Genomic DNA, 26,108 nt, shown 5'->3' on the forward strand with positions numbered 1-26,108 from the left:
CCTTGCTGAAATCGGAGGATTGACCGCTTGCGGAGGCGGCATTTATTTAAGCATAGATACTAACTTGGGCCACGGGAAAGTCGAGCGCCGGCGAAAGGAAATATCTTGACGGGCGCAAGGATAGCCGGGCGTGATAGTCGTGAGGAGAAGGAATGGGAAAATAAAGTGCCAGCTCAAGGGAGGATGAGCTGGCAAAAGAGGTGGTCCTGGTGAGTAACTGGTCGTTGTTTTCCTTTTTTTCAGCAAACGGATTATACCCCGTTCCCGTCCATGGGATTGTGACCCAATTCTAATTACCGGATAAAAATCAGGCGATGGCGGCGTCTGGCCTGCCGTGCGGCTGACGGGTGGTGGTACCGCCGAGATTGCGCAACAGCAGCGCAAAGCGTACATCGACCTCCGGCGGCACCGGCAGATAAATCGTATGGCCGTTACCCGGCGCGACCTCAATGGCGTCGTCTTGGCCGTTGGTCATACTTGTCACCGTAAAGCGAATATTACCCTGCGGCGTCATCAGTTCGACGCTGTCGCCGCAGGCGAACTTATTTTTCACCCAGACTTCCGCCCGGTCGCCGCGGCGTTCGCCGCTGAATTCACCGACAAATTGTTGCCGGTCGGATACCGAGTAGCCATAGTCGTAGTTTTGCAGCTCCTGATGGGTATGGCGGCGCAAAAAGCCTTCGGTATAGCCGCGGTGGGCCAGCCCTTCCAGGGTCGTGAGCAGGCTGGGATCAAAGGGTTTGCCGGCGACGGCGTCGTCAATCGCCCGGCGATAGACCTGGGCCGTGCGGGCGCAATAGTAAAACGACTTGGTGCGCCCCTCGATTTTCAACGAATGTACGCCGATGGCCGCCAACCGTTCCACATGCTGCACCGCGCGCAGATCGCGGGAGTTCATAATATAGGTGCCGTGCTGATCCTCGAAGGCGGACAGGTATTCGCCGGGGCGTTGTCCCTCCTCAAGCATGAAAACCTGGTCCGTCGGCGCCCCTTCGCCCAGCGGCGCATCAATTTCCGTTACCGGGATAGACGACGCGTGGACGATATTGCCCACCTCGTCTTCCATACCTTCATGCACCTTGTATTCCCAGCGGCAGGCGTTGGTGCAGGTGCCTTGATTGGGATCGCGCTTATTGATATAGCCCGACAGCAGACAGCGGCCGGAATAGGCCATACACAGCGCGCCGTGCACAAACACCTCGATTTCCATTTCCGGCACGTGGGCGCGGATCTCGCCTATCTCTTCCAAAGACAATTCCCGCGACAAAATGACGCGGCTCAGGCCGGCCTGTTGCCAAAATTTCACCGTAGCCCAGTTAACCGCATTGGCCTGTACCGATAAATGTATCGGCATGGCCGGAAACGCCTCGCGAACCAGCATAATCAGGCCGGGATCCGACATAATCAGGGCATCCGGCCCCATGGCGATAACGGGCTGCAGATCGCGCAAAAAGGTTTTTAGCTTGGCGTTGTGCGGGGCGATATTCACCACTACGTAGAATTTTTTGCCCCACTGATGGGCTTGCGCGATGCCCAACGCCAGATTCTGGTGATTGAATTCATTATTGCGCACCCGCAGGCTATAGCGGGGCTGGCCGGCATAAACCGCGTCGGCGCCATAGGCAAAGGCGTAGCGCATATTTTTTAGCGAGCCGGCGGGAGAAAGTAATTCCGGTGTCAACATGGGTCCCTCGTCTGATGTCAGGTCAGGCTGCCCTGCATGGGCAGTATTGCGGCGGCGATTTTAGCGCCTAAAGGAGAAAAAAGCAGGAGGTAATGGCGGGAAGGGCGGTTTTTCGGCCGGCGGCTTGATCCCGGGCAATAAACGCCGCCGCGCACAACCAGACCGGCGCGGGGCGCCGGCCTGGAGTGGCTAGTGGGTCATATCCTTGATTTCCAGGGTGATGGCGAGGGCCATTGCTGCCCTGATACCCTGTTTTGCCGCTTTGAGCGAATTATAAGGATTGCTGTGGCCTATAATCTGCTGATTCTTCCCGCGCAGCACAAAATAAGCGGCGTCATCGCTGTTCTGTTTCAGTTCATAATTGGTTTCATCCGGCGCAACATACCGGGCGAAAGTGATGGCATTCTCGGCGGAGGCTTTGCTGGAAAACGTTTCGCTGTGGAGAATAGTCTCACCATTGTTCCCTTTTAGATGAAAAAGGAAGTGTCCATTTCGCACTTTTTGTAGCTCATAATGACCGGTTGACATACAAGCCCTCCTCTTCTGTTCGGCGCTTTCGCGCTCTTGGCAGTATAGGAGAGGATTCTGAATTTCACCGTGGCTGAATCGGTTATTTTAACTCGCAGGGGGTCGATTCCCAGCGATAGCCCACGCCATAGACCGCCCGGATAAACGCCTCCTCCTCCGCCAGGCTTTCGAGCTTTCGGCGCAAGTTTTTGATATGGCTATCAATCGTGCGGTCGGTCACCACCCGATAATCGTCATACAGCTGGTTGAGCAAGGCTTCGCGGGAAAAGACTTTTCCCGGCGCGCTGGAGAGAATTTTCAAAAGCCGCAGCTCCGCCGGGGTCAAGTCCAGCGGCACGCCCCGGTAGCTGGCCTGGAAACGGCTCTCATCAATATGGAGCGCGGCGGCCTGTTCGGCGGGCGCGCGGCTACCGCTGCGCCGTAAAATCGCTTTCACCCGCGCCACCACTTCGCGCGGGCTATAGGGTTTGCAAATATAGTCATCGGCGCCGATTTCCAGCCCGAGCAGGCGATCGATTTCCTCGGTTTTCGCGGTGATCATGATCACCGGCACGTCGGAGAAGCGCCGTAGGTCGCGACACACGCTTAAACCGTCCCGGCCCGGCAACATGAGATCGAGCAGCACCAGGTCGGCGCGCTCCGATTGCAAATAATCGATGACGCCGTCGCCGCGGGTGAGCCAGCGCGTGCGGTAGTCCGCCGCCTCAAGGTAATCCACCAGCAATTGTCCCAGTTTGGGCTCATCTTCCACGACAAGGATAATCGGCGCAGCGGTTGTGTCTTCAGTCATAGACGGTTACGGGTCTGGGGTCGAGGGGTAATTCTAGCGTGATTTGCAACCCGCCTAAAGGCGAATCTGCGGCGCTGATTTGCCCGCCGTGCGCGTCGACGATGTTGTGACAAATCGCCAGACCCAGCCCCGATCCCCCGCTGGCGCGATTGCGTGACCCTTCCGTGCGGTAAAAACGTTCAAAAATATGCGGCAGCTGGTGCGGTTCCACGCCCGGCGCGCTGTCGAAAAAGCGCAGGGTAAGCCTGCCGTCGTCCACGTCGCCCACGATGCGCAACTGACCGCCCTCATCGGTATAGCGCAGGCTGTTCTCCAGCACATTATGGAATAATTGGCTCAGACGTTCCGCATCGCCGAATACCGTGACCGACGGCGGCAACTGCTGGCTGAGCGCAATGTTTTTTAGCTGAAAACGGTCGGCGAAGCCCTCCAGCGACCTTTCCAGCAGCGGCACCAGGTCCAACCTGGCTTTGCGGTAACTCAGCGCCCCCGAATCCGAGAGGGAAAGCTGATGCAGATCCGCCACCAGTTTGGTAAGCAGTGCCACCTCCCCCAGCAGCGAGCTCAGCGATTCCGGCCCGGCACGCCTGACGCCGTCCTGCAACGCCTCCAGTTCGCCGCGCAGCACCGCCAGCGGCGTGCGCAGCTCGTGGGACACATCGGCCATAAACGCCCGGCGCGTGGCCTGATTTTTTTCCAGCGTCATCGCCAACAGGTTGAAATCCCGTGCCAGCCGGCCTAACTCATCGCGCGAGCTTTCCGGCACGCGGGCCGAGAAATCGCCGGCGGCCAGCCTGTGGGTCGCGATAATGAGACGTTTGACCGGCGCCAGCAGACCGCGGGCGGTGAACCAGGCCACCGCCGCCGCCAGCAGCGCGGCCAGGGCCACGATAAGCCAGCTGGTACGGCGCTGCTGAGTGTCGAAGGTGATATCGGCGTTGCGGGTCAGCCGCTCTATAGGTGTGGACACCAGCCAGCCGACGATTTGGTCATCGGCGCGGATAGCATAGCGCGGCCCTTCAGCGGGCGGAGGGCCGGGCGGGCCGACCAGTTTTCGCTGGCGGTTATCCAGCACCCAAATTTGCGTGCGCCAGCCGTGAGGTGGTAAATCGCGGCTCTCTTCGGCGCTCTGCTCAAACGAACGCAGCAGCTGATACACCAGCCGCTGATTATTATGGAGAAATTCCCAACTGCCGTGCAGGGCGTACTGCTCCGCCAGTGCGTTGCCGAGCAGGCTTATACGCTGGGTGTTGCTGCGTTTAATATAGTGGATAAAACCGTGCTCGAAACTGACCCTCACGCCCCACTGCATGGTGATGACCACCAGCATACAGGTGGCAAACAGGGCGAAAAACAATTTGGCGGTGATCCCGTAGCGCATCAGGAACCCTCGCCGTTACGCTGGGCGAGCGCCGCGTTTTGTCCGCTATCCGCCGGCACGCGGGCGAAAACCAGCGCCGGCAGCGCAATCACCACCGCCATGCACAAGTAGGTAGCGATAAAGACGGCATGCATATTGGTGCTGCCGTCCAGGGTATGGGCCGGTACAAACAGACCAAGCAGTATGCCGGCAATGGTGACCCCGAGGCTCATCGATAGCTGCATAACCATCGACAATAGGCTGTTGCCGCCGCTGGCCAGCGAATCCGGCAGATCTTTCAAGGTCAGCGTATTCATCGAGGTAAAACGCATCGCATTCACCACCCCTTGCAGCAGCAGCACCACGGGAATCGCGTATAGCCAGCCCGCCAGCGCGACCAGGGGAAAAAGCAGGTTAATCACCGCCAGTCCCAAGGTGGCGCCGGTCAGCACATGCCGATAACCGAACCGATTAACGATCTGTACTATCAGCCGCTTGGTGCCCATGCTGCCGATGACCATCGGTATCATCATCAGCCCAGCGTGAAAAGGGCTAAAACCGAGACCCAACTGCAAAAACAGCGGCGTCATGAACGGCAGCATGCCGCTGCCGATCCGTCCGAGTAAACTGCCGGTCAGGCCCAGGGAAAAAGTAGGCGTGTCAAACAGACGCAACGTAAACAGGGCATTGTCGTTGCCGCGCGCGTGCAGGTAATAACACAGCAGCGCCAGCACGCCGACCACCACCAGCGCCGTCACGTTGGCCAGGCTGATATTCAGGCTCTTATGCCCGTCAAGCGCCAGCGTTAACGTCGCCATGCCCAGCGCCAGCAGCAGGAAGCCGCCAAAATCAAAGCGTCGGGTCTGCATGGTGTAATTGGGCATCAGCCACCAGGTCACCATGGCGCCGATAATGCCCACCGGCAAGTTGATGAGGAATATCCAGTGCCAACTGGCGTACTCCACTAAAAAGCCTCCCAGCGCCGGTCCTACCAGCGGTCCAATCTGGCCCGGCAGGGTGACGAAGGCCATCGCCGCCATATACTGCGCTCTGGGGACGATTTTCATTACCGTCAGCCGGCCAACCGGCACCATCATCGCGCCGCCAACCCCTTGCATGACCCGGGACATCACCAGGTCTTGCAGGCTGGTGGCGCGCGCGCACAGCAGCGAGCCCAGGGTGAACAGCACAATGGCGCTGAAAAACACCTTTTTCACCCCGAAGCGATCCGCCAACCAGCCGCTGGCGGGCAACATTACCGCGACCGTCAACACATAGCTGACGATGACGGAATGCATGCGCAGCGGGCTTTCGTTGAGGCTGTGCGCCATTGACGGCAGGGCGGTATTGACGATAGTGGTATCCAGCGTTTGCATGAAAAAGCCGAACGCTACGGTCCAGAGCTGCCAGCGCACCGTGGCGGATTGAGCGGGCGGTGTGTGTTCTGTGCGGGAACGAAACAAAAGCCTGAACATAAAACGCGATTACCCCTCTTAGAACGTGGGCGACGGAACGCCGGCGGTGCTGTTGCGCACAGAGTGTATCAAAAAAATAGCCCTTGGCGGCAGGGGCGCCGCCCACCGCGCTCGCGGCTATGCCGCCGAACAGCTTTCGTCGGCAGGAGCACCCTGCGTCCCGCCGATAGTGGGATGCGTTGTCGCGGTGCACGTTCATCGCACTGTAAAATGATAATAAGTGTAGCCAATGGGCTTAGGAGAAAAATGGAGGAATTAAGGAGGTCTCTTCCGGCGTCCAGGGCCGCGCTCATTAGCCCCGCGTTTGGCGCGGCCGGCGCTCGCGCGAAATCCGCACCTCCAGGCTCGGTGGCGAGGATCGGGTTGTGGTTAACGGAGTTCCGGGCGCTGCGCTGATGCGCAGGAGCGGTAATAGGTTGTTGCGCGCCCGCCATCGAAGCCGCGATTGGCTATTATAAGGTAACGGCTGGGCCTAAGGCGAACAGGGCCAACCTGTCATGCGGATAGGGCTCATAGTCACGCTAAACGGGACGGTGAGTGCCGGGCGTGGTCGAAAGCGGTTTTGCCGGGCAAACCCGGTCGGTGTCGACGCTAAATAAGGAGAGGGCGATGGAACAAAGAACACTTGGCCGTTCAGGTCTACAGGTGCCTAAGCTGGCCTTCGGCGGGAATGTTTTTGGCTGGACCGTCGATCGGCCCACCTCGTTCAGTATTCTCGATGCGCTGTTGGACAACGGATTGAATTTTATCGATACCGCCGATGAATACTCCCACTGGGCGGCGGGCAACCAGGGCGGTGAGTCGGAAACCCTCATCGGCGAGTGGTTAAAAAAGAGCGGCAACCGCGATCGGATCATCCTGGCCACCAAAGTCGGCATGCCGATGGGCGCCGGTAAGAAAGGGTTATCGGCAGCCTACATTCGTCAAGCGGTGACCGATTCGCTACGACGGCTGCAAACCGAGTATATCGATCTTTACCAGGCGCATACCGATGACGCTTCGGTGTGCCTCGAGGAAACGCTAAGCGCTTTCGATGCGTTGATCAAAGAAGGGAAGGTACGGGTTATTGGCGCTTCCAACTACAGCGGCGTGCGTCTGGCCGAGGCGTTGCGCATTAGCGAACAAAACGGTTTAGCCCGCTATGAATGCCTTCAGCCGGAATTCAACCTCTACGATCGGCGTATGTTTGAGCAGGATCTACAACCGGTCGTAGCCGCCCATGGCGTCGGGGTTATCAACTATTATGCGCTCGCCAGCGGCTTTTTAAGCGGAAAGTACCGCGCGAAAGAGGACGCCGGCAAAAGCGCGCGCGGCGCGACGGTTATCGAACGCTATCTCAATGCGCGCGGGATGCAGATCCTGCAAGCGCTAGACGCCATCAGCGAAGCCTATCGGGTGACGCCGGCCCAGATAGCGCTGGCCTGGCAGATGAAGCATCCCGCTATCACCGCACCGATAGCCAGCGCAACGTCGCTGGCGCAGCTCGCGGAATTGGCGGAGGCGACCCGGTTAACCCTCAGCGACGAGGATTATCGCACCCTGGATGAGGCCAGCGCGGGCTAAAACAGCTTCACCGCCAGGTCGGCGGGCTGCTCGCGCCCATGTTTGAGCAAGTGATCGAAGGCTTTTTCCGCTCTGATCAGCGCCTGCAAAAATTCCGCCGGCGATAAACGTTCCGAACGGCCGGTCATATACGCCAGCGCCAATTCCTTTGCCTGATAACGGGAAAAATTATACATAACGCGCACCTGTTCACATCCGGGTAAAAACGGTTTGGGCGCGCCGAACCCCGCGGCCGAGCCGCGGCAGGACAATCACCCGCCTTAGAAAACGGCTCTATGATAGCGCAACGGCGGCGCCCTGCGGATGGCTTATACGAATAGATTCAATCGTTAAAGCTTATGACGACGTCGCGCGCGTGGAACGCATCTGACCGCCCTGCGCGTCGCAACGACGCGGCGAGTGCGCATGCCGATGGCCGCCGGAGTTATTAGGGCAGGCAAAATGGCAGATGGCCGAGAGGCGGAAATCCGTTTCCAGCGCGTCCTTGCGGTAGGGGGGCTGGCGGGGCCACGCAGGAGAAAAGGACTTTCGCGCCATTATGGTGCGTTAACCCCACATGCGATCGTTTTGGGTGCGTGGCGTGCAACTTTTTGGTGCAGTTCCCTTTGCCGCCGCGCCGCCGCCGTCTTGCTCCCGCTGGATCAGAATTTGCATCTCGCCCTGCCATTAGCGCATTTCCAGGATGTAAAAACCGCATGATTCACCCGCCACCCGCCGCCGCGACGCTCTCCGCCAGCCTGTCTGAACCGGACTCAACCGGGTGGTTGGGCGAGCTGTCGCTGGATTTCAGCGTACGTGACGGACGTACGCTGCTGAGCCGCCGGCGCCATCGCGGGCCGTTTACCGTGCAGCGGCCGTTCTATCCCGAGGAGGGCTTACCCCACGTTTATCTTTTGCATCCTCCGGGCGGCGTGGTCGGGGGCGACAGGCTTTATCTGAATGTGACCTTAGCTGCCGGCAGCCGGGCGCTGCTGACCATGCCCGGCGCAACGAAATTCTACCGCAGCGCCGGCGCGCAGGCGGCGCTGCGCCAGCGTTTTACCCTGGGAGCCGACAGCGCGCTGGAGTGGTTGCCGCAGGGAAATATTTTCTTTCCCGGAGCGAGGGTGAGGATGCAAACCGACTTCACCCTCGCCCCGGGCGCGCGGCTGATTGGTTTTGAAACGCTGTGCTTTGGCCGCCCGGTCATGGAGGAGCGTTTTAGCGAGGGCGAGCTCGATACGCAATTGCGCATCACGCTGCCCGACGCCGCCGGGCTGATGGAACGATTGCGCGTCACAGGCCCCGACCTGGGAAAAATCGGGGGCTACCCGCTGTGCGCTACCTTTTTTGCCGCACCGGCGGATGAGGCGATGCTGGCGCAAACGCGGGCGCTCATTGCGTCGGCCGGGATCAAAGCGGCAGGGGCCACGCGCTTGGAGACGTTGCTGGTGGTGCGCGCGCTTGAGGAGGATAACCAGCGGTTACAGGGAATGTTGCACCGGATGTGGGCTGCATTACGCCCCGGCATTATGGGACGCGACGCGGTGGCGCCGCGGATCTGGTCGACGTGAGGAATTTGGCATGCAATTAACACCCCGAGAAAAAGACAAACTGTTACTGTTTACCGCCGCGTTATTGGCGGAGCGCCGGCGCGCGCGCGGTTTAAAGCTTAATTACCCCGAGGCGGTGGCGCTCATCAGCGCCGCTATCCTGGAAGGGGCGCGTGATGGCCGTACCGTCGCCGAACTCATGAGCCTGGGGCGGGAGGTGCTGACCCGCGAGGAGGTGATGGAAGGGGTTGCCGACATGATCCCCGATGTCCAGGTGGAAGCGACCTTTCCCGACGGTACCAAACTGGTAACGGTTCACGACCCGATAATCTGACATGAGAAAAGCGCAATGATCCCAGGTGAAATGCGTATCGCCGCGGGCGATATCGAACTGAATGCCGGTCGTCCGCGTGTCACGGTAACCGTCGCCAATCATGGTGATCGCCCGGTACAGGTCGGCTCCCATTTTCATTTTTACGAGGTCAACCCGGCGCTGAAATTTGACCGTGCCGCAGCCCGTGGCTGTCGGCTGGATATCGCCGCCGGCACCGCGGTACGTTTCGAGCCCGGTCAGGCGCGGGATGTTCAACTGGTGCCCTACGACGGCAAGCGGGAAGTGTATGGTTTTCGCGCGCAAATCATGGGCAAATTGGAGCCAAAGACATGAGCCATATTTCCCGGCGTGCTTATGCCGATATGTTCGGTCCTACCACCGGTGACGCGGTACGGTTGGCGGATACCGACTTGTGGGTGGAAGTCGAGCAGGATTACACCTGTTATGGCGAAGAGGTGAAGTTTGGCGGCGGAAAGGTGATTCGCGACGGGATGGGGCAGGGGCAAATGATCGCGGCGCACTGTGTCGATCTGGTGCTCACCAATGCGCTGATTATCGATCATTGGGGGATTGTGAAAGCGGATATCGGCGTTAAAGATGGACGTATTCTGTGCATCGGTAAAGCCGGGAATCCAGATGTGCAGCCGGGCGTCACGGTGCCAATCGGCCCCGGCACCGAGGTCGTGGCGGCGGAGGGAAAGATTGTTACCGCCGGCGGAATCGATGCGCATATTCACTTTATTTGCCCGCAGCAGGCGCAAGAGGCGCTGTGTTCCGGCGTGACTACCTTAATCGGCGGCGGTACCGGCCCGGCGGCCGGCACTAACGCCACCACCTGCACGCCGGGCCCCTGGTACCTGGCGCGCATGCTACAAGCGGCGGAGGCGTTGCCGGTCAATATTGGTTTTACCGGCAAAGGCAATGCCTCGCTGCCGGCGGCGCTGGAGGAGCAGGTGCTGGCGGGCGCTATCGGGCTGAAGCTGCATGAAGATTGGGGGACCACCCCGGCGGCGATTGATTGCTGCCTTGGCGTGGCGGACCGCTATGATGTCCAGGTCGCTATCCACACCGATACTCTCAACGAAGCGGGTTTCGTCGAGGATACGCTGGCGGCGATCGGCGATCGGACCATCCATACCTACCACACGGAAGGGGCGGGCGGCGGCCACGCGCCCGATATTATCCGCGTTTGCGGCGCCGGCAATATTCTTCCGTCGTCCACTAACCCCACCATGCCCTATACGATCAATACGATTGATGAGCATCTGGACATGCTGATGGTCTGCCACCATCTGGATGCCGGTATCGCCGAAGACGTGGCGTTTGCTGAATCGCGTATTCGTCGTGAAACCATCGCCGCCGAGGATATATTGCACGATCTGGGCGCCTTTTCGATGCTATCTTCCGACTCCCAGGCGATGGGGCGAGTCGGCGAGGTTATCCTGCGCACCTGGCAGGCGGCGCACAAGATGAAGCAGCAGCGGGGCGCGCTGCCGGAAGAGCGCGGCGATAATGATAATTTCCGCGTCAAACGCTATATCGCTAAATACACCATCAACCCGGCCATTACCCACGGTATCGCCCATGAAGTGGGGTCTATTGCGCCAGGGAAACTGGCGGATCTGGTGCTCTGGTCGCCGGCGTTCTTCGGTGTCAAACCCGCGCTGGTGATCAAAGGCGGCATGATCGCCACCGCGCCCATGGGCGATCCCAACGCCTCCATTCCCACGCCGCAACCGGTGCATTATCGGCCAATGTTTGGCGCGCTGGGTGGCGCCCGGCACGCGACGCGCATGACGTTTATGTCCGCGGCGGCCCGCGCGCAGGATCTGCCCGCGCGGCTTGGGCTCGCAAGCCTCATCGGCGAGGTGCGCGGGTGTCGCACGGTGCGCAAAAAGGACATGATTAACAATCACTGGCAGCCCACTATCGAGGTGGATGCGCAGACTTATCAGGTGCGCGCCAACGGTCAACTATTGACCTGCGAACCGGCCGCGGTGCTGCCGATGGCGCAACGCTATTTTCTTTTTTAAACCGACAGGATCTGCGGATGATTGTATTGACCCAACGCCTTGACCATGCCCATGCCGTTACCGCCAGCGCGACGCTGGCGCTGGATACGCGGTTAAAAAGCCGTGGGCCTATCCGTCTGGATGACGGGCGGGAGGCGGGGCTGCTGCTGCCCCGCGGCCATCTGTTGCGCGGAGGAGACCTGCTTGCCAATGATGACGTTAGCGAAGTGGTGCGCATCATTGCCGCCCCCGAAACCGTTTCCACGGTAATCGCCGGTGATGGCCTGCTGCTGGCGCGCGTTTGCTACCATCTCGGCAACCGGCATGTGCCGCTGCAAATCGCGGCCGGCTGGGCGCGCTACCAGCACGATCATGTGCTGGATGACATGGTGCGCGGCCTGGGGGCCGAGGTGAGCGTCGAGCAGGCGCCCTTCGAGCCGGAAGCGGGCGCCTACCAAAGCGCGCCGCACGACCATGGGCATGGACACGGGCATGCACACCCCCATCAACACTGAATTTGACGATCCCGGCGCGCTGCTGCGCCTGATGCAGTTGATAAGCCCCAGCTTGCCGGTAGGGGGATTTACCTATTCTCAAGGGCTGGAGTGGGCGGTGGAGTGCGGCTGGGTCAACTCCCCCGCGGCATTTGCCCGTTGGCAGCAACAGCTCATCGACGATCAGCTCAGTTGCCTGGATTGGCCGCTGCTAAAGCGTTTATATCAGTGCGCGCGCGAACGGGACGATGCCGGCTTTGCCCGCTGGGCGGCGATGGCGGTAAGCTGCCGCGAAACCCATGAGCTGCGGCTGGAAGAGCAGCAGCGTGGGCAAGCGCTGGTGCGGTTGATGGCGCAGTGGCCGTCGCTGCCGCTAACGGCGGATCGCTTGCCGGCGCTGCAACAAAGCGGACTGGCGGCGCTCGCCTGGTTAGGGTGCCAGTGGCGGATACCGCTAGAGCCGCTGGCGCTCGGCTTTGGCTATAGCACGTTGGAAGGGGCGGTAATGGCGGGCCTGAAATTGGTGCCCTTCGGTCAGCAAACGGCCCAGGGATTGCTGGCGGCGTTGGCCGCCACGCTGCCGGCGGCCTGGCAACGCGCCGCTTCCCTGGAAGACGCAGCGCTGGGCGGCAGTTTTCCGTTGCAGGCCATCGCCTCCGCCTGCCATGAAACACAATATTCACGTCTATTCCGTTCCTGACCGTCCTCGCCGTCCATGAGGCGCCGGCACGATGCAGGAACGCTATGTTAACTCGATTGCAGGGAGTCCAAATGGCACACTACAAACAACCGCTGCGCGTCGGCGTCGGCGGACCGGTCGGCTCGGGTAAAACCGCGTTATTGGAAGCCTTGTGCAAAGGAATGCGCGATCGCTACCAGCTGGCGGTGGTGACTAACGATATTTATACCAAAGAAGATCAACGTATTTTGACCGAGGCCGGCGCGCTGGAGGCGGAGCGTATCGTCGGTGTGGAAACCGGCGGCTGTCCCCATACCGCTATCCGCGAAGACGCCTCGATGAACCTGGCGGCGGTGGACGAACTGGCGCGCCGGTTCGGCAACCTGGATATTATCTTTGTGGAAAGCGGCGGCGATAATCTTAGCGCCACGTTCAGCCCCGAACTGGCGGATTTAACCCTTTACGTCATCGATGTGGCCGAGGGGGAAAAAATTCCGCGCAAAGGCGGGCCGGGCATTACGCGTTCCGATTTTCTGGTGATCAATAAAATCGACCTGGCGCCCTATGTGGGCGCCTCGCTGGCGGTCATGGCGAGCGATACCGACCGTATGCGCCCCCAGCGTCCCTGGGCGTTTACCAATCTGAAAACCGGCGAAGGGCTGGAGGCTATCGTCGGTTTTATCGTTAAACAGGGCATGCTGGCGGGGTAATTTACGTCACCGGCGCCGCCTCTCAACCCCTGCGAATAAAGGGCGGCGGCGCGGAGGTCGGTCTGGGGCGCGGGCCGCCGCCGTAGGCACCGCCGGCGTAAAACGCCGGGGGCATCAGGCGCGAAACTGACGCTGCGCCCAACGCGCCAGCCCGGCGGTGACGGAGCCGAAATCATCGCCGCCGGCGAGCGGGATCCCCGGCAGGCTGTCCGCCAGCGCCTGACGCAGCAGCGGCGAACGAGCGCTGCCGCCGGTCAGGTAGACCACATCGGGGCGCGTTGCGCCTCCTTGCGTCAGCACCGCGTCGACCTGCTCCAGGATCCGCTGCAAAGGCTGCTCGATGGCCTGCGCCAGCAGCGTTGGATTGAGATCAGCGCCCAGCCCTGGTTGAATAAAATTCAATTCCGCTCTCGCCCGCGGCGCGGATGAAAGCGCGATCTTGCTCTCCTCGGCGCTTTTCACCAGCCGATAGCTTAACCGCTGGCGGTAAACTTTAAGCAGTGCGCCGAAGACCTCGGGCTCGGCCGCATCGCGCAGCAGTTGGCGCAGCAGCAGACCATTCGCGCTGCTGTAAAACTCGCTCTGGGCCGGAATATCGTTGATGGCCACCGCCTGCCAGAAGGGCAGCGCCGGCAATGCCAGACCTTTGTCCATCGCGCCGCCCATCCCCAATAGCGGCATCAGATGTTTGAACGCCAGCATAATATCCAGATCGTTACCGCCGACCCGGCAGCCGCTGTGGCCAAGCAGGCTATGCTGTCTATCGCGCAGCTCGCGCCATTTCGGCCCCATCAGCAGTAATGAACAGTCGGTGGTGCCGCCGCCGATATCTACCACCAATACCCGGGTTTCCGCGCTTAGGCCGGCTTCAAAATCCAACCCCGCCGCGACGGGTTCGTATTGAAAAGCCACCTCGGTAAAGCCCGCCCGCTGCGCTGCGCGCTGTAATATACCCTGCGCCTGGCGGTTGGCTTCATCTCCGCCGGTGCCCTGGAAATTGATCGGCCGGCCGATCATCGCCTGGGTTATCTCTGCCTGCACTTGCGCCTCCGCCTGACGCTTGATATGGCACATCATGGCGCACACCAAATCCTCGAACAGGGCGATTTGCGGCGGCTTTAAACCATTGGCGCCAAGAAACGATTTTGGCGATTTGACGAAATAGCTGTCCTCCGGATCGGCTATATAGCTGGCCAGCGCCTGTCTACCGAATTGCAGACTAGGGTCACGCAGCAAGATCCCCTCTTCGCGGTTAAACCGTATCGCCCGCGCCAGCAGCTGCTGGCTCTCGTCGCTGCCGGTGGGGATGTGCCAGACGCGGTGCAGATATTCGCTGACCGCTTCACGCGTGGGCGCGCTGAGCATCGACGCCATATAGGGTGAGTCGCCATCCAGCGGTAACAGCCGCGGCGTTTCCTCCGTCATGACCGCGACCGAACAGTTGGCGGTGCCGTAGTCAAAGCCAATAAACATTACTGCCTCCCATGCCGTTGAGGCGGGAGACTTTAGCGCAAAGCGGCCGGGGTCACAATCCCGCATGGGGTTAGCGCTTCCAATTGCATAGCCGCGTCGACAACATAAAATCTCCCGTCGGGCGCGGCGAGACGGGAGCGACGCGTCTGCCTGAGGGGCACGTCTCAGGGCCCTAAACGCCGCCGGCTAAATCGATAAAACTTCCGGTGACGTAAGAGGCCCGCGCCGACAGTAGCCAGGCGATGGCTTCGGCGACTTCGCGCGGCTGCCCGCCGCGGCGCATCGGCAGCGTCGATTGCACCCGCGCGATCCTGCCTGGCTCACCGCCGGCGGCATGCATGTCGGTGTCGATAAAACCCGGGCGGACGCCGTTCACGCGGATCCCCTGCGGCGCCACCTCTTTGGCCAGCCCCAGGGTCAGCGTATCCACTGCGCCCTTGGAGGCGGCATAATCGATGTATTCATGGGGGGCGCCGAGACGCGCGGCGGCCGAGGAGACATTAACGATAGCGCCGCCGCTGCCGCCGTGACGCCGCGCCATCCGTCTGACCGCCTCACGGGCGCAGAGCAGCGTGCCGGTAACGTTTGTCGCGAGGATAGCGTTGACCCGAGCGGCGTCCAGATGTTCGATACTCGACTGCGGCAGCAGCATGCCGGCGTTGTTCACCAGACCGCTGAGCGGCGGCAGCCGCCTGTCCAGCTCGGTGAACAGCGCCCGCACGCTTGACTCATCGGCAACATCCGCCTGGAGCGCCAGCGCTTTGCCGCCCTGTTGACGTATTTCCTCTACCACGTTTTCGGCCAATTCCCGGCGTGACAAATAGCTTAGGCAGACCCAGTGTCCTTCGGCGGCCAGCTGTAGGGCGGTAGCGCGGCCGATACCGCGCGATCCGCCGGTAATCAGCGTCACTTTTTCCATAATATGTTCCTTAGAGAAGACCTTAAAACCGCCACGGCCGGCGAAGAGGGCTTCGACGATAGACAGGCCGCGTTAATGAATAAGAAACAGCGTCGCCAGGCCGAGAAAAATAAAAAAACCGCCGGTATCGGTAATGGCGGTAATCATCACGCTCGAGCCTACCGCCGGATCGTGGCCGATGCGGATCATCAACAGCGGTATCAACACGCCCATCAGCGCCGCCAGCAGCAGATTAAGCAGCATTGCCAGCATCATCACGCCGCCGAGACCGGCCTCACCGTATAACAGCCAGGTGACGATCCCCATAATACCGCCCCACACCAGACCGTTGATGATCGCCACGCCCAGTTCGCGCAGAATGAGAAAGCCGGCGTTGCCTTTTTCCAACTGATGCAGCGCCGCGGCGCGCACGATCATGGTAATGGTCTGATTACCGGTGTTGCCGCCGATGCCGGCGACGATGGGCATTAGCGCCGCCAGCGAGACCAACTGGGCAATGGTGCCGTCGAACAGGCCAATGACGCGTGAGGCGATGAACGCAGTGCACAGGTTCACCGCCAACCAGGTCCAGCGGGTGCGCACCGCTTTGCGTACCGGCGCGAAAATATCTTCCTCCGGGCTGATCCCCCCCAGCCGGCGAAGGTTGCTGTCGCTCTCTTCAAAGTAGAGATCAACCATCTGTTCAATACTCAACCGGCCCATCAGCTTGCCTTTACTGTCGATAACCGGCGCGGTGATCATATCGTAACGTTCAAAGGCGCTGGCGGCCTCCTCGGCGCGATCATCGGGGTGAAAGGTGGTGGGGTGCGCGTCCATCACCTCGCTCACCCGCCGGTTGAGCGGATTAAGCAGTAGCGCGGATAGGGTCAGTTCACCGACCAGGGTGTTGTGCCGGTCGACGACGAACAGTTTATCGCTGTTTTCCGGTAGCTTTTTGCGCCAGCGCAGCCAGCGCTGTACCGTGGTCAGCGTGACATCGGAACGAACCGTCGCCAGTTCAAAATCCATATGATGACCGACACTGTCCCGGTCGAAATGCATCATTTCGCGCACCTGGGCGCGGCGGTGCGGTTCGAGGGCGGTCAGCACGCGGCCGACCAGATCCCGCGGCAGGTAGCGGGCCAGATAGGCTTGCTCGTCCACGTCCAGCGGGCTGATGGCCTGCAGAATATCGCGGTTGGACATCTCGGCGATAAGGCTTTCCCAGACGTTCTCCGAGGCTTCCACCAGCGTTTTGCCGCGCTTATTGTTGTCCACCAGCCGCCAAAGCGCCAGACGCTCGTCGTGGGGTAGGCTTTCCAGCAGATCCGCCAGATCCGCGGCGTGCAATTGGCGCACGATCGCTACCAGCTCAGCGGTTTGATCCAACAGATGGCGGTTATCGCCGACCGGCTCCCGCGTGGGACGGTTGAGGATACTGTCGATAAGCGGACGGTTTGCCAGTAAAACGCTTAAGGTCTGGCGCCGTAGTTCGGCGAGTTGCGGGGCCTGATGTTTTACGGCTGGCATGATTTACCTGTTCCCTCCCGGCTGCTCGGACGATAAAGAGTGACGCTTACTCAGTAAAGATAGCGTAAGTCTGTCAAAAGAAAGTAGATTTGTCGCAATTTGCCCGCAATGGGGCGGTGAGGATGTTCAGGGACGCTCAGGCGGCGGCGTCGGCTTAACGGTTTGTTCCGCCGGCGTAACGCGTTTATTTTGATGATGATGCCAGGCGCCCACCGTGGCATAGAGCAGGCGGCCTACGAGAATGATAAAACTGATAAGCAATATCCAGCGGGTCATGCGCCCGGTGGTGGGTCGTCTTCGCATGCGAAATGCCGCTTTCACAGGGTTGGCCTCTTACGGGCGGAGGCAGAAACGGGTTTAAGGGCCGATTGTAGAGCATAAGCCGGCGCCGTTTCAAGGACGCCGCACCGTGGCGACGCACGCGCGACGGGCTCGGAGGCGCTACGGTCGGCCGCTGCCAGGACGCAACGGCGGACCGACGCAGCCAAAGAGGCCTCGGGCAGCTTGCATTCCAGAGCGTCTGCGGGCGCGCCCAGGGCGGCCTTGGCCAGCATGAGAACGGTATCGCTGGCCGGCGCGCGGAGCGGATCCTTGGCCCGCAAGGGCGCGGCAACGCCTGCGGGCGCCAAAGCGCTACCGCCAGCCCGCTGCCCGCTAAGCGCCCGGCTCACGACGGCGTTACCGATTCGGCGACGGCGTCGGCTTCCTCAACTCGCAAACACCAGCCGGGGGTATCCGCCCAATACGCCTGCTCACGCTCCAGATCCAACTGCACCAAATTGTTTTGAGCGAAGAAGCCGGCGGGAAACGTCAGCGTCCAGTGATTAGCCTGGGTAGTAAGCTGCACCGTCACCGGTGAGGTGGCCTGGCGCTGGTTATTAAGCAGCACGCCGAGGCGCAGCAGCTGCAGGCAAGGCAAAAAATGCTTTTTCCTGAAGAGATTGAATCGGGGAAGATCGTCTATCTTGATCGCTTTGCGATGATAGCGCACCAGCGTTGCCAGCAGCAGTTGCTGCTCTTGATTAAAGCCGGGCATGTTGCTCTGCTGCAAAATATAGGCCGAATGGCGCTGCATACCGCTGTGGTTGATACCCAGACCCACCTCGTGCAGTTGTGCGGCCCATTTCAGCAGCGCCGCAAGCTGCACCTGTTCAAGGGCGGCGTTTTGCACCCGCCATTGCTGATAAAGCGCGTCGGTGGTTTCCCACACCCGCCGGGCCTGATCGCTGTCGATATTATAATGTTCCGCCAGACTTTTCGCGGTGCGCATGCGAATATCCTGATGACGAAACCGGCCTTCCATTTCATACAGTACGCCTTCGCGCAGGGCGCAGTCAGACAGTTTGAGTTCCTTAATCGCCAGGGCATCCATGACGCCGCACAGAATGGCCAGTCCCGGCACAAAAACCGCTTTACGTTCATCGGATAACCCCGGCAGGCTGAGCGCGGAGAAATGCGTGAACTGCAGCACCTGCTCACACAGCGTTTCCAGCCGCTCGGGGGTGATCAGGCCGTCTTTGGCGCCCATCTCGGTTAACACTTCACAGGCCGCCTTAAAGGTGCCGGAAGCGCCGAGCGCCACCTGCCAACCCATAATGCGGTATTGCCAGGCCAGCGTCTCGAGTTTTTGCGCCGCCGCCAGCCGCGCGCGGCGGAAATTGGCCGGGTTTATCTCACCGCCGGGGAAAAACAAGCGGCCAAAGCTGATGCAGCCCATGCGGCGGCTTTCCACCAGCAGCGGCTCGAAATTTTCGCCGATGACCAATTCGGTGGAGCCGCCGCCGATATCAATTACCAGCTTACGGCCCTTTTCCGCCTGAGTGTGCTCGACACCCATAAAAATCAGCCGCGCCTCTTCATGGCCGGAAATGATCTCAATGGGGTAGGGGATCGCCTCCGCCGCCCGATCAAGAAAGGCCTGCGCATTGACCGCCTCACGCAAAGCATGGGTGCCGACGATCATCACCCGCAGCGGCGAAAAGCCTTGCAGGCGTTCGGCGAACAGGGCCAGGCAGGCCAGGCCACGTTCCATCGCCTCGTCGCTCAGGCGGTGATCGTCGTCCAGGCCGTCGGCCAGATGCACGCGCTGTTTCAGGCGGCTAAGCACCTGCATGGCGCCGTTGACCACGCGCGCCACCACCATATGAAAACTGTTGGAGCCAAGATCGATGGCGGCGAATTCTTCCGGCCTTTGTGTGGTCGTCGTTGTTAAGGGCATAAATTAGTCCTGCTCTCCGGCGTTTTCCAATTGTTTGATATAGTCATAAATGGCGATTTGCGCGCGCACTTTGCGGCGGTTGCCGCGAGGAACATAATAGTTGTTCAGATCGGCATCGATATATCGGGCTTTAACGGTATCGCTGAACAAAAGCGCCAGGATATCCAGCACCTGCTGTTTCAATCGCGGATCCAGCAGCGCCACGCCCACTTCAATGCGGTAATCAATATTGCGGGTCATCCAGTCGGCGGAAGAGAGAAATACCTTTTTATCACCGCCGTTCTCGAACACATAGACCCGATCGTGCTCCAGGAAACGGTCCACGATACTGGTCACCTGAATATTATTGCTGATACCCGGCAAATCCGGGATAAGCGAACACATCCCCCGCACCAGGATGCGGATGTTCACCCCCACGCCGGAAGCGGCATAAAGACGATCGATCAACCCCTGATCGACCAGATTGTTGACCTTGAGGGTAATTTCCGCCGCTTCGCCCGCCTGCGCATTCGCGATCTCTTGATCGATCATTTGATACAGCATATGGCGCGAATTTTGCGGCGACACCATCAAATAGTCGAATTTAACCGGGCGATAAGGGTTCTCGATGAAATTGAACACGCGCCGCACTTCGTTAGTGATGCGCGCATCAGACGTCAGCAAGGAGTAATCGGTATATAAGCGCGCGGTTTTTTCGTTGAAATTGCCGGTGCCGATATGGGCGTAGCGCACAATATCGTCGCCCTCGCGGCGGGAGATAAGAAACAGCTTGGCATGTATTTTTAGCCCCGGCGCCGAGAAAATAACGTGCACCCCGGCTTCGGTAAGCCGCTTGGCCCAATGGATATTCGCCTCTTCGTCGAAACGGGCCTGTAGCTCTACCACCACGGTCACTTTTTTACCGTTATGGGCGGCATGGATCATTGCGTCGATAATATGCGAGTCCTTGGCGACCCGGTAAATATTGATTTTCACCGACAGCACATTGGGATCGAACGACGCTTGACGCAGCAGCTCCAGCACATGGCTGAATGTGTGGTAGGGGAAATAGAGCAGGATATCATGGTGGCGAATGGCGTCGAACGCGTTGCGGAATTTATCGAACCAAACATGGCGCAAGCGCGGCAGCGGCCGGTTGACCAAATTGGCTTTGCCGACGTTGGGGAAGCTGATGAAATCCTTGAAATTGTGATAACGGCCGCCGGGGATGACCGAGTCATAGGATGAGATGCCTAGTTTGGACTTAAGCAGCTCCACCATGGCGCTGGGCATATCCCGCTGATAAACAAAACGGACCGGCTCCGCGGTCAGCCGCTGCTTCAGGCTGGAGGACATCAGTTCCAGCAGGCTCGATTCCATTTCGGTAACCAAATCGTATTCGGCATCGCGCGTCATTTTCATCGAATAGGTATTAAGCATGTCGTAATCGAAGAAGCCGGTGAAAATATCATCCAGGCAATAGCGCAGAATATTGTCCAACAGGATCATCGGCCGACGCCGACGGGGAGATTCGGCCGGCAAATTGATAAAGCGCGGCACCTTATCGGAGGGGATTTCAAGCAGGGCGTAACGCAGCGTTTGCCCTTGAATAATCTCTACCGCCAAATAGGTATAATCATCTTTCAGAAACTGCACCAAATTGGTATCGCGCTGGATAAGAATCGGCGTTATATGCTGGCGCAGCTGTTGTTTGAAGTATTGCCGCAACCAGTCTTGCTGGCGAGGGGAGAGTTGGCGTTCGTTGATGAGGAAGATCTGATTACGCGCCATCTCCAGCAGCAAGTCGTTGTAAAGGTTATCAAATTCCTGCTCGGCGTTAAGCACTTTCGCCTGGATGCGGTTGAGCAAATGGCGTGAGGCGCCTCGGGTGCCCTGTTCTTCACTTATCAGAATACGCCGTTTCAGCTCCGCGAAACGGACTTTGTAAAACTCATCCAGATTATTGGAATAAATGCCCAGAAATCGCATGCGTTCTATCAACGGATTGCTTTTATCGGCGGCTTCCTGCAACACCCGTTCGTTGAAAGACAACCAGCTTAATTCTTTCTCTATATAGAGCTTTTTCTGACCCATTTCCACTCCATTGATCTGTTCAGGAAGGGAAAATCCTGCGTTAAGCTATTATCGTCTCCCGAGCGACAAAGTCCAACATAACCCACAAACCCCCGCTGAAGATTGTTATCTTATTTTCTTACAGGCAACATAGGCTTTTCCCATTGTTTGGACCGCCCTTCTGGTCGCTGGCTAACCGAGGTCTATGAGCCCAAAAAGGATTTCTCACATCCGCACCGCGGCGTCGCGTCGTGTCATCGATCGACTGACGCGCATTGTGGTGAGCGGCGGCGGTTTGCTGGTGCTCTTAGCCCTATTGCTGATTTTTTGTTATCTGCTGTGGGTGGTGCTACCGTTATTCCGCGCGCCGGCCGTTGGCGTCGTCACGGATCTGGCCGCCTATTCCGCGCCGGCGGCGAACGTTGTGCCGCCATTATCTTTAGCTGCGCCGGAGCTGCCCTCCGCTGCACGGGTGCCGCTCGCCGCTGCGCACGTGTCGCCCTCCGCTGCACGGGTGCCGCTCGCCGCTGCGCACGTGTCGCCTTCCGCTGCACGGGTGCCGCTCGCCGCTGCGCAAGCGTCGCCCTCCGCTGCACGAGGGGCGCCTACTGCCGCGCCGGTGTCGCCTTCCGGCGTACCGCCCTCGTCGTCTCCCCCCTCGGCGTGGTCTCGTGATGACGCCAAGACGGAGAGCGCGCTGTTAACGCTGGGCATCGACGCCAACGCCGGCTGGGCCTGGGCGATTGACCGCGCGGGGCAGGGGATCACGCGCTCGTTGAACGGAGTACGGGACGCAGCGCCGGTACCGCTGCTGACGCAACCGACCCTCGTCGCTGCCGCCAGCGGCGGACAGCCGCTGTTTTGGCTAACCGACGCCTTGGGGCAGGGGGTACTGGCGCGTGTCGACAGCGCCGCCGGCGGCGCGCCGGTTTGGCTACTGCCGTTTGGCGGCGCGCAGACAATCGACCCGGCGCGGCGACCGCTGCGCCGGATCGCGTTGGCCTATTCCGACGCGGATCGGGCGGTCGCGGCGGCACAGCTTGCGGACGGATCCGTTGTGGTGCTGAACTATACATCGAACTCGAGCGCGACCCCGAACTCAAGCGCGACCCCGAACTCAAGCGCGACCCCGAACTCAAGCGCGACCCCGAACTCAAGCGCGACCCCGAACTCGAGCGCGGCCCCGAACTCGCGCGCAACCCCGAACTCGAGCGCGGCCCCGAACTCAAGCGCGACCTCGAACTCAAGCGCGACCTCGAACTCGAGCGCGGCCCCGAACTCGAGCGCGGCCCCGAACTCGAGCGCGGCCCCGAACTCAAGCGCGGCCTCGGCTCTAAACTCGACTACGAGCGCGGCGGTCGGCGCTGGGGCGGTGCAGCGTCTCTATCTGACGTCGCCCGGCCAAGAGGTGGATCGGCTGCTGCTTTCACCCGATGGGCATCTGCTCTATGTACTTTCCGGCAGCCAGCTCAGCATCTGGCGGCTTGACGCCGGCGGCGCCAGACTACGCCAGCAGGTGGCTTTGGCCGCGGCCGGTCCGCTATCGCTGTTCATATTGCCGGCGGAGGGCGCGTTGTTGGTGCGTAACGGCGCCGGCCATCTGTCGTTGTGGTTTGACGTCGCCGGCGATACCGGGCCGCGGCTGACGCCGATTTTCACCTACAACGTCACTCTGGATGCCGGAGCGCGGTTTCTGGCGCCGGCGCGCCGGGGGGGCTTTGCCGTGCTCGATTCTGCCGGGACGTTAACCTTGTTTAGCGTGCGCGATGCGCATCCGCGCGGCCGCCTGGCGATACCGGGCATGCCCCCCCCGGACCAGGGATTACCCGCGGCAAGTTCGCTGCTGTCAGCGCGCGGCGATGGGCTTGCCGGGGCGGCAACCCACGGCGGCGCGGCTCCGCCTCTAGCGCTGTCGCCGCGGGGGGAGGCGCTCATACGCGCCGGTTCCGCCGAATGGCGCGTGTGGGCCCTGTCGCTCGGCGCGCCCGACATGAATTGGCGCACGCTGACCGAAAAAATCTGGTATCCCGGTTACCCAGCGCCGGCGTGGTTATGGCAGTCCACGCCGGCCGGCGACAGTTTTGCCGCGGGGAAATTCAGCCTGGTGCCGTTGGCGGTCGGAACGCTGAAAGCCGCTTTTTGCGCCATGCTGTTCGCTACCCCCCTAGCGCTGGCCGCCGCCATGTATAGCGCTTGGTTCATGTCTGCCGGACTGCGCCGCTGGATAAAGCCGGCCATGGAGATTATGGGCGCGGTGCCGAGCGTGATCGTCGGCGTCATCGCCGGCCTGTGGCTCGCGCCGCATTTGGCCGGCGCGCTCGGCGGCATTATGCTGCTGCCGGCGTTGTTGCCGCTGCTGGTGCTTGCCGTGGCCTACCTGGCCGGCCGCCTGCCGCTGCGCTGGCGTCGCCGATGGCCCGTTGGGGTAGAATGTCTTTGTCTGCTGCCGCTTCTCGCGCTGGCGTTGTGGGGCTGTTTTACCCTCGCGCCGCCGCTGGAACGCCTGTTGTTCGGTATGCCGCTCTCCCTGGCGTTGGGCGAACATTATAATCCGCTTAACGCTCTGGTGGTGGGGATCGCGATGGGCTTCGCGCTGATTCCATTAATGTTTACCCTCGCCGAAGAGGCGCTGTTCGGCGTACCGACCCGTTTGATCCAGGGGTCGCTGGCGCTGGGGGCAACACCCTGGCAGACGCTGCTGGGAGTGACGCTGCCGGCGGCCAGCGCGGGGTTGATCTCGGCCTTTATGTTGACGCTGGGTCGGGCCATGGGCGAGACGATGATCGTGCTGATGGCCAGCGGCAACCTGCCGCGCGTCGACGGTAGCGTGTTGCAGGGGCTGCGCGCGCTGGCGGCCAATATCGCTATCGAGATCCCTGAAGCGCTGCGCGGCACGGAGCACTACCGGGTGCTGTTCCTCAGCGCGCTGCTATTGCTGGTCTTTACCTTCATCATTAATAGCGTCGCCGAGCTGTTGCGTTTACGGCTGCGGCGCCGCTATCGTCAGCCTGGTGGAGGTGACGAATGAGGGCATGTTATCGTCAGCCTGGTGGAGGTGACGAATGAGGGCATGTTATCTTCAGCCTGGTGGAGGTGACGAATGAGGGCATGTTATCGTCAGCTTGCTGGAGGTGACGAATGAGGACATGTTATCGTCAGCCCGGTGGAGGTGCCGAATGAAGGCATGGTGGCATTCTGGCCGGCCGTGGGTTTGGTTAACCTCTGGGGCGGTGAGCCTGAGTTTACTGGCGATGCTGGCGCTGCTCGCGCTGCTTACCGGCCAGTCGCTGCGGCTGCTGTGGCCGCAGCCTATTTATAGTTTTGATCTAATCAGCCCACCTGGCGTGCTTTTGGGCGAGCGCGTCGGCGTGCAGCGGCCGCTTGTACCGACGGCCGGTGTGCCGATGGACCCGGAAATATGGCTTATTCGCACCGGCAATCGCCCTCAGGACAGCTATCGTCTGCCGGCGGCGCAGGTGCGCGCCAGCCGTTTGCCGGCCGATGTGCTGGTGGTACAGCGCCGAAACGGCGCGCGGCTTTACGGCTATCTAGCGGGCATGCGTGAGGACGGGCAGCCGCTGACCGCCGCTTCGATGTCTGCCGCGCTGGAACAGCGGCTGCGGCTCAGCGCCACGCAGCGCCGCCTGGCCGCTCAGGTGGAACAGCAGCGGAGTGCGGTGCGCGCGCAGCGGGCGCAGCAGCAATCGTTGCCACTGCATCGACAAGGCGTGCCCAGCGAGCAGCAGCGGGCCGCCCAGCAGGCGGCGCAAAATGAACGGCAAACGGCCTATGAGGCATTGAGCGAACAACTGGCCGCTATCGAACGGGAGCGGGGGCGCGTGCAGCTGGTGCTGGCCGATGCGCAGGGACAGCGTCAGGTGATCCCGCTAAGCGATATCGACAGCCTCTGGTATCCCAACGCGATGAGCCTGGGGCAAAAACTGCGGCATCTGGCCGCGCAGACCTGGCGTTTCGTTAGCCTGCATGACCCGGTGCGGGAGGGCGACGGGGTCTTTCCGGCGATGGCCGGCACGCTGCTGCTGGTGATACTGATGTCGGTGATCGTCATGCCCCTTGGGGTTATGGCGGCTATCTACCTGCATGAATATGCGGCTCGACACTGGCTGACCCGGCTTATTCGTATCGCGGTGGGCAACTTGGCCGGCGTGCCGTCAATTGTCTACGGTATTTTCGGCCTGGGTTTTTTCGTCTATGCGGTCGGCGGCTCGCTGGATAAACTCTTTTATGCCGACACCTTGCCGGCACCAACCTTCGGCACCCCCGGATTACTGTGGGCCGCGCTAACGCTGGCGCTGCTGACCCTGCCGGTGGTGATTATCGCCACCGAGGAAGGGCTGGCGCGCATTCCGCCCTCCCTGCGCCAGGGATCGCTGGCGCTCGGCGCGACTCAGGCTGAAACGATATGGCGGGTTGTCTTGCCCGGTGCGGCGCCGGCGATGATGACCGGGCTGATTCTGGCGGTGGCGCGCGCGGCGGGGGAAACCGCGCCGCTGATGCTGGTAGGCGTCATCAAATCGGCACCGAAGCTTCCCCTGGACGGGACATTTCCGTTCCTGCACCCGGAAAGGCAATTTATGCACCTCGGTTATCAAATATACGATTTGGCGTTTCAAAGCCAGGACGGCGATGCGGTGCAACCGATGGCGTTCGCCACCGCGCTGCTGCTCATTGTCATCGTCGTGTCGCTGAATCTGGCCGCAATGGGCCTGCGCCACCGGCTGCGTGAAAAGTATCGCGCGTTAACGTTATGATGGA

General features: G+C 60.7%; 22 protein-coding genes. 10 read left to right on the forward strand and 12 right to left on the reverse strand.

The genetic code is table 11. The features are described from left to right. Nucleotides 1-307 precede the first annotated feature (307 nt). From yegQ to mdtD, 5 genes are all read right to left on the reverse strand, one after another. Entirely contained in the window at nt 308-1,684 is a 1,377-nt protein-coding gene (gene yegQ / locus SANT_RS05915; RefSeq protein ID WP_025421381.1) for a tRNA 5-hydroxyuridine modification protein YegQ, read from the reverse strand. Nucleotides 1,685-1,873: 189 nt separating this feature from the next. After that, nucleotides 1,874-2,212 carry a YegP family protein gene (locus SANT_RS05920; protein WP_025421382.1) on the reverse strand — a complete coding sequence of 113 codons (339 nt, stop codon included), beginning with the start codon at nt 2,210-2,212 and terminating at the stop codon, nt 1,874-1,876. 82 nt (nt 2,213-2,294) lie between these two features. Next, on the reverse strand, nt 2,295-3,002 hold the full coding sequence (baeR, locus tag SANT_RS05925) for a two-component system response regulator BaeR (RefSeq protein ID WP_025421383.1): 708 nt from the start codon (nt 3,000-3,002) through the stop codon (nt 2,295-2,297). Further along, a complete protein-coding gene (gene baeS / locus SANT_RS05930; RefSeq protein WP_025421384.1) occupies nt 2,995-4,383 on the reverse strand; it encodes a two-component system sensor histidine kinase BaeS in 1,389 nt (462 codons plus the stop codon). The genes baeR and baeS overlap by 8 nt, the downstream gene beginning before the upstream one ends. Beyond that, nucleotides 4,383-5,837, reverse strand: coding sequence for a multidrug transporter subunit MdtD (mdtD, locus tag SANT_RS05935; RefSeq protein ID WP_051440119.1), 1,455 nt, complete (start codon nt 5,835-5,837; stop codon nt 4,383-4,385). Before mdtD ends, baeS begins: the two co-directional genes overlap by 1 nt. 609 nt (nt 5,838-6,446) lie before the next feature. Between mdtD and SANT_RS05940 the strand changes: the two genes are divergently transcribed. Beyond that, nucleotides 6,447-7,400 (forward strand): aldo/keto reductase, encoded by a 954-nt coding sequence (locus SANT_RS05940; RefSeq protein ID WP_025421386.1) that lies wholly within the window; start codon nt 6,447-6,449, stop codon nt 7,398-7,400. Here the strand turns inward: SANT_RS05940 and SANT_RS05945 are convergent. Beyond that, the gene (locus tag SANT_RS05945) at nt 7,397-7,576 is read right to left on the reverse strand and encodes a hypothetical protein (protein ID WP_025421387.1); all 180 of its coding nucleotides are present in this window, start codon (nt 7,574-7,576) and stop codon (nt 7,397-7,399) included. The two genes, SANT_RS05940 and SANT_RS05945, sit on opposite strands and share 4 nt — an antisense overlap. A gap of 519 nt (nt 7,577-8,095) precedes the next feature. Here SANT_RS05945 and SANT_RS05955 point away from each other — a divergent pair. The 7 genes from SANT_RS05955 to ureG all read left to right on the forward strand — a co-directional run bounded on the left by SANT_RS05955 (nt 8,096) and on the right by ureG (nt 13,161). Next, nucleotides 8,096-8,953, forward strand: a complete 858-nt coding sequence (locus SANT_RS05955) for an urease accessory protein UreD (RefSeq protein ID WP_025421389.1) — start codon at nt 8,096-8,098, stop codon at nt 8,951-8,953. A gap of 10 nt (nt 8,954-8,963) precedes the next feature. After that, complete coding sequence (locus tag SANT_RS05960) at nt 8,964-9,266, forward strand: urease subunit gamma (protein ID WP_025421390.1); 303 nt, start codon at nt 8,964-8,966, stop codon at nt 9,264-9,266. Between the two features lie 15 nt (nt 9,267-9,281). After that, entirely contained in the window at nt 9,282-9,599 is a 318-nt protein-coding gene (locus SANT_RS05965) for an urease subunit beta (protein WP_025421391.1), read from the forward strand. Then, a complete protein-coding gene (ureC, locus tag SANT_RS05970) occupies nt 9,596-11,299 on the forward strand; it encodes an urease subunit alpha (protein WP_025421392.1) in 1,704 nt (567 codons plus the stop codon). The genes SANT_RS05965 and ureC overlap by 4 nt, the downstream gene beginning before the upstream one ends. A 17-nt stretch (nt 11,300-11,316) precedes the next feature. Beyond that, nucleotides 11,317-11,793 carry an urease accessory protein UreE gene (gene ureE, locus SANT_RS05975; RefSeq protein WP_025421393.1) on the forward strand — a complete coding sequence of 159 codons (477 nt, stop codon included), beginning with the start codon at nt 11,317-11,319 and terminating at the stop codon, nt 11,791-11,793. Then, nucleotides 11,771-12,472 (forward strand): urease accessory protein UreF, encoded by a 702-nt coding sequence (locus tag SANT_RS05980; protein ID WP_051440121.1) that lies wholly within the window; start codon nt 11,771-11,773, stop codon nt 12,470-12,472. Before ureE ends, SANT_RS05980 begins: the two co-directional genes overlap by 23 nt. Before the next feature lie 71 nt (nt 12,473-12,543). Next, nucleotides 12,544-13,161 (forward strand): urease accessory protein UreG, encoded by a 618-nt coding sequence (ureG, locus tag SANT_RS05985; protein ID WP_025421395.1) that lies wholly within the window; start codon nt 12,544-12,546, stop codon nt 13,159-13,161. 114 nt (nt 13,162-13,275) lie between these two features. On the opposite strand, the gene yegD is transcribed toward ureG, so the two are convergent. The 6 genes from yegD to ppk1 form a co-directional block, all read right to left on the reverse strand. Continuing rightward, the gene (gene yegD, locus SANT_RS05990) at nt 13,276-14,634 is read right to left on the reverse strand and encodes a molecular chaperone (RefSeq protein WP_025421396.1); all 1,359 of its coding nucleotides are present in this window, start codon (nt 14,632-14,634) and stop codon (nt 13,276-13,278) included. 172 nt (nt 14,635-14,806) lie between these two features. After that, nucleotides 14,807-15,553: an SDR family oxidoreductase gene (locus SANT_RS05995; protein WP_025421397.1), complete on the reverse strand. Its 747-nt coding sequence runs from the start codon at nt 15,551-15,553 to the stop codon at nt 14,807-14,809. Between the two features lie 72 nt (nt 15,554-15,625). Further along, on the reverse strand, nt 15,626-17,062 hold the full coding sequence (locus tag SANT_RS06000; RefSeq protein WP_025421398.1) for a magnesium transporter: 1,437 nt from the start codon (nt 17,060-17,062) through the stop codon (nt 15,626-15,628). A 126-nt stretch (nt 17,063-17,188) separates the two neighbouring features. Continuing rightward, nucleotides 17,189-17,365, reverse strand: coding sequence for a YfgG family protein (locus tag SANT_RS23260; protein WP_071882002.1), 177 nt, complete (start codon nt 17,363-17,365; stop codon nt 17,189-17,191). Nucleotides 17,366-17,729: 364 nt separating this feature from the next. Continuing rightward, nucleotides 17,730-19,280, reverse strand: a complete 1,551-nt coding sequence (ppx, locus tag SANT_RS06010; protein ID WP_025421400.1) for an exopolyphosphatase — start codon at nt 19,278-19,280, stop codon at nt 17,730-17,732. A 3-nt stretch (nt 19,281-19,283) separates the two neighbouring features. Further along, nucleotides 19,284-21,353, reverse strand: coding sequence for a polyphosphate kinase 1 (gene ppk1, locus SANT_RS06015; RefSeq protein WP_025421401.1), 2,070 nt, complete (start codon nt 21,351-21,353; stop codon nt 19,284-19,286). 184 nt (nt 21,354-21,537) lie between these two features. On the opposite strand from ppk1, the gene SANT_RS22875 reads away from it, so the two are divergent. Further along, nucleotides 21,538-24,360: an ABC transporter permease subunit gene (locus SANT_RS22875; protein WP_025421402.1), complete on the forward strand. Its 2,823-nt coding sequence runs from the start codon at nt 21,538-21,540 to the stop codon at nt 24,358-24,360. Between the two features lie 148 nt (nt 24,361-24,508). Further along, the gene (gene pstA, locus SANT_RS06025; protein ID WP_025421403.1) at nt 24,509-26,104 is read left to right on the forward strand and encodes a phosphate ABC transporter permease PstA; all 1,596 of its coding nucleotides are present in this window, start codon (nt 24,509-24,511) and stop codon (nt 26,102-26,104) included. Nucleotides 26,105-26,108: the final 4 nt, after the last annotated feature.

This window comes from Sodalis praecaptivus (genome assembly GCF_000517425.1).
Classification (GTDB): domain Bacteria; phylum Pseudomonadota; class Gammaproteobacteria; order Enterobacterales; family Enterobacteriaceae; genus Sodalis_A; species Sodalis_A praecaptivus.

What these genes read in the sequence shown, in the direction of transcription:
- SANT_RS05940 (WP_025421386.1), top strand. Translation starts at nt 6,447, where the DNA reads ATGGAACAAAGAACACTTGGCCGTTCAGGTCTACAGGTGCCTAAGCTG.
- SANT_RS05920 (WP_025421382.1), bottom strand. Translation starts at nt 2,212, where the DNA reads ATGTCAACCGGTCATTATGAGCTACAAAAAGTGCGAAATGGACACTTC.
- SANT_RS05980 (WP_051440121.1), top strand. Translation starts at nt 11,771, where the DNA reads ATGCACACCCCCATCAACACTGAATTTGACGATCCCGGCGCGCTGCTG.
- SANT_RS05995 (WP_025421397.1), bottom strand. Translation starts at nt 15,553, where the DNA reads ATGGAAAAAGTGACGCTGATTACCGGCGGATCGCGCGGTATCGGCCGC.
- pstA (WP_025421403.1), top strand. Translation starts at nt 24,509, where the DNA reads ATGAAGGCATGGTGGCATTCTGGCCGGCCGTGGGTTTGGTTAACCTCT.
- SANT_RS05960 (WP_025421390.1), top strand. Translation starts at nt 8,964, where the DNA reads ATGCAATTAACACCCCGAGAAAAAGACAAACTGTTACTGTTTACCGCC.
- SANT_RS05945 (WP_025421387.1), bottom strand. Translation starts at nt 7,576, where the DNA reads ATGTATAATTTTTCCCGTTATCAGGCAAAGGAATTGGCGCTGGCGTAT.
- SANT_RS23260 (WP_071882002.1), bottom strand. Translation starts at nt 17,365, where the DNA reads ATGCGAAGACGACCCACCACCGGGCGCATGACCCGCTGGATATTGCTT.
- yegD (WP_025421396.1), bottom strand. Translation starts at nt 14,634, where the DNA reads ATGTTTATTGGCTTTGACTACGGCACCGCCAACTGTTCGGTCGCGGTC.
- baeS (WP_025421384.1), bottom strand. Translation starts at nt 4,383, where the DNA reads ATGCGCTACGGGATCACCGCCAAATTGTTTTTCGCCCTGTTTGCCACC.
- ureE (WP_025421393.1), top strand. Translation starts at nt 11,317, where the DNA reads ATGATTGTATTGACCCAACGCCTTGACCATGCCCATGCCGTTACCGCC.
- SANT_RS05955 (WP_025421389.1), top strand. Translation starts at nt 8,096, where the DNA reads ATGATTCACCCGCCACCCGCCGCCGCGACGCTCTCCGCCAGCCTGTCT.
- SANT_RS06000 (WP_025421398.1), bottom strand. Translation starts at nt 17,062, where the DNA reads ATGCCAGCCGTAAAACATCAGGCCCCGCAACTCGCCGAACTACGGCGC.
- ureG (WP_025421395.1), top strand. Translation starts at nt 12,544, where the DNA reads ATGGCACACTACAAACAACCGCTGCGCGTCGGCGTCGGCGGACCGGTC.
- yegQ (WP_025421381.1), bottom strand. Translation starts at nt 1,684, where the DNA reads ATGTTGACACCGGAATTACTTTCTCCCGCCGGCTCGCTAAAAAATATG.
- ureC (WP_025421392.1), top strand. Translation starts at nt 9,596, where the DNA reads ATGAGCCATATTTCCCGGCGTGCTTATGCCGATATGTTCGGTCCTACC.
- baeR (WP_025421383.1), bottom strand. Translation starts at nt 3,002, where the DNA reads ATGACTGAAGACACAACCGCTGCGCCGATTATCCTTGTCGTGGAAGAT.
- ppk1 (WP_025421401.1), bottom strand. Translation starts at nt 21,353, where the DNA reads ATGGGTCAGAAAAAGCTCTATATAGAGAAAGAATTAAGCTGGTTGTCT.
- SANT_RS22875 (WP_025421402.1), top strand. Translation starts at nt 21,538, where the DNA reads ATGAGCCCAAAAAGGATTTCTCACATCCGCACCGCGGCGTCGCGTCGT.
- SANT_RS05965 (WP_025421391.1), top strand. Translation starts at nt 9,282, where the DNA reads ATGATCCCAGGTGAAATGCGTATCGCCGCGGGCGATATCGAACTGAAT.
- mdtD (WP_051440119.1), bottom strand. Translation starts at nt 5,837, where the DNA reads ATGTTCAGGCTTTTGTTTCGTTCCCGCACAGAACACACACCGCCCGCT.
- ppx (WP_025421400.1), bottom strand. Translation starts at nt 19,280, where the DNA reads ATGCCCTTAACAACGACGACCACACAAAGGCCGGAAGAATTCGCCGCC.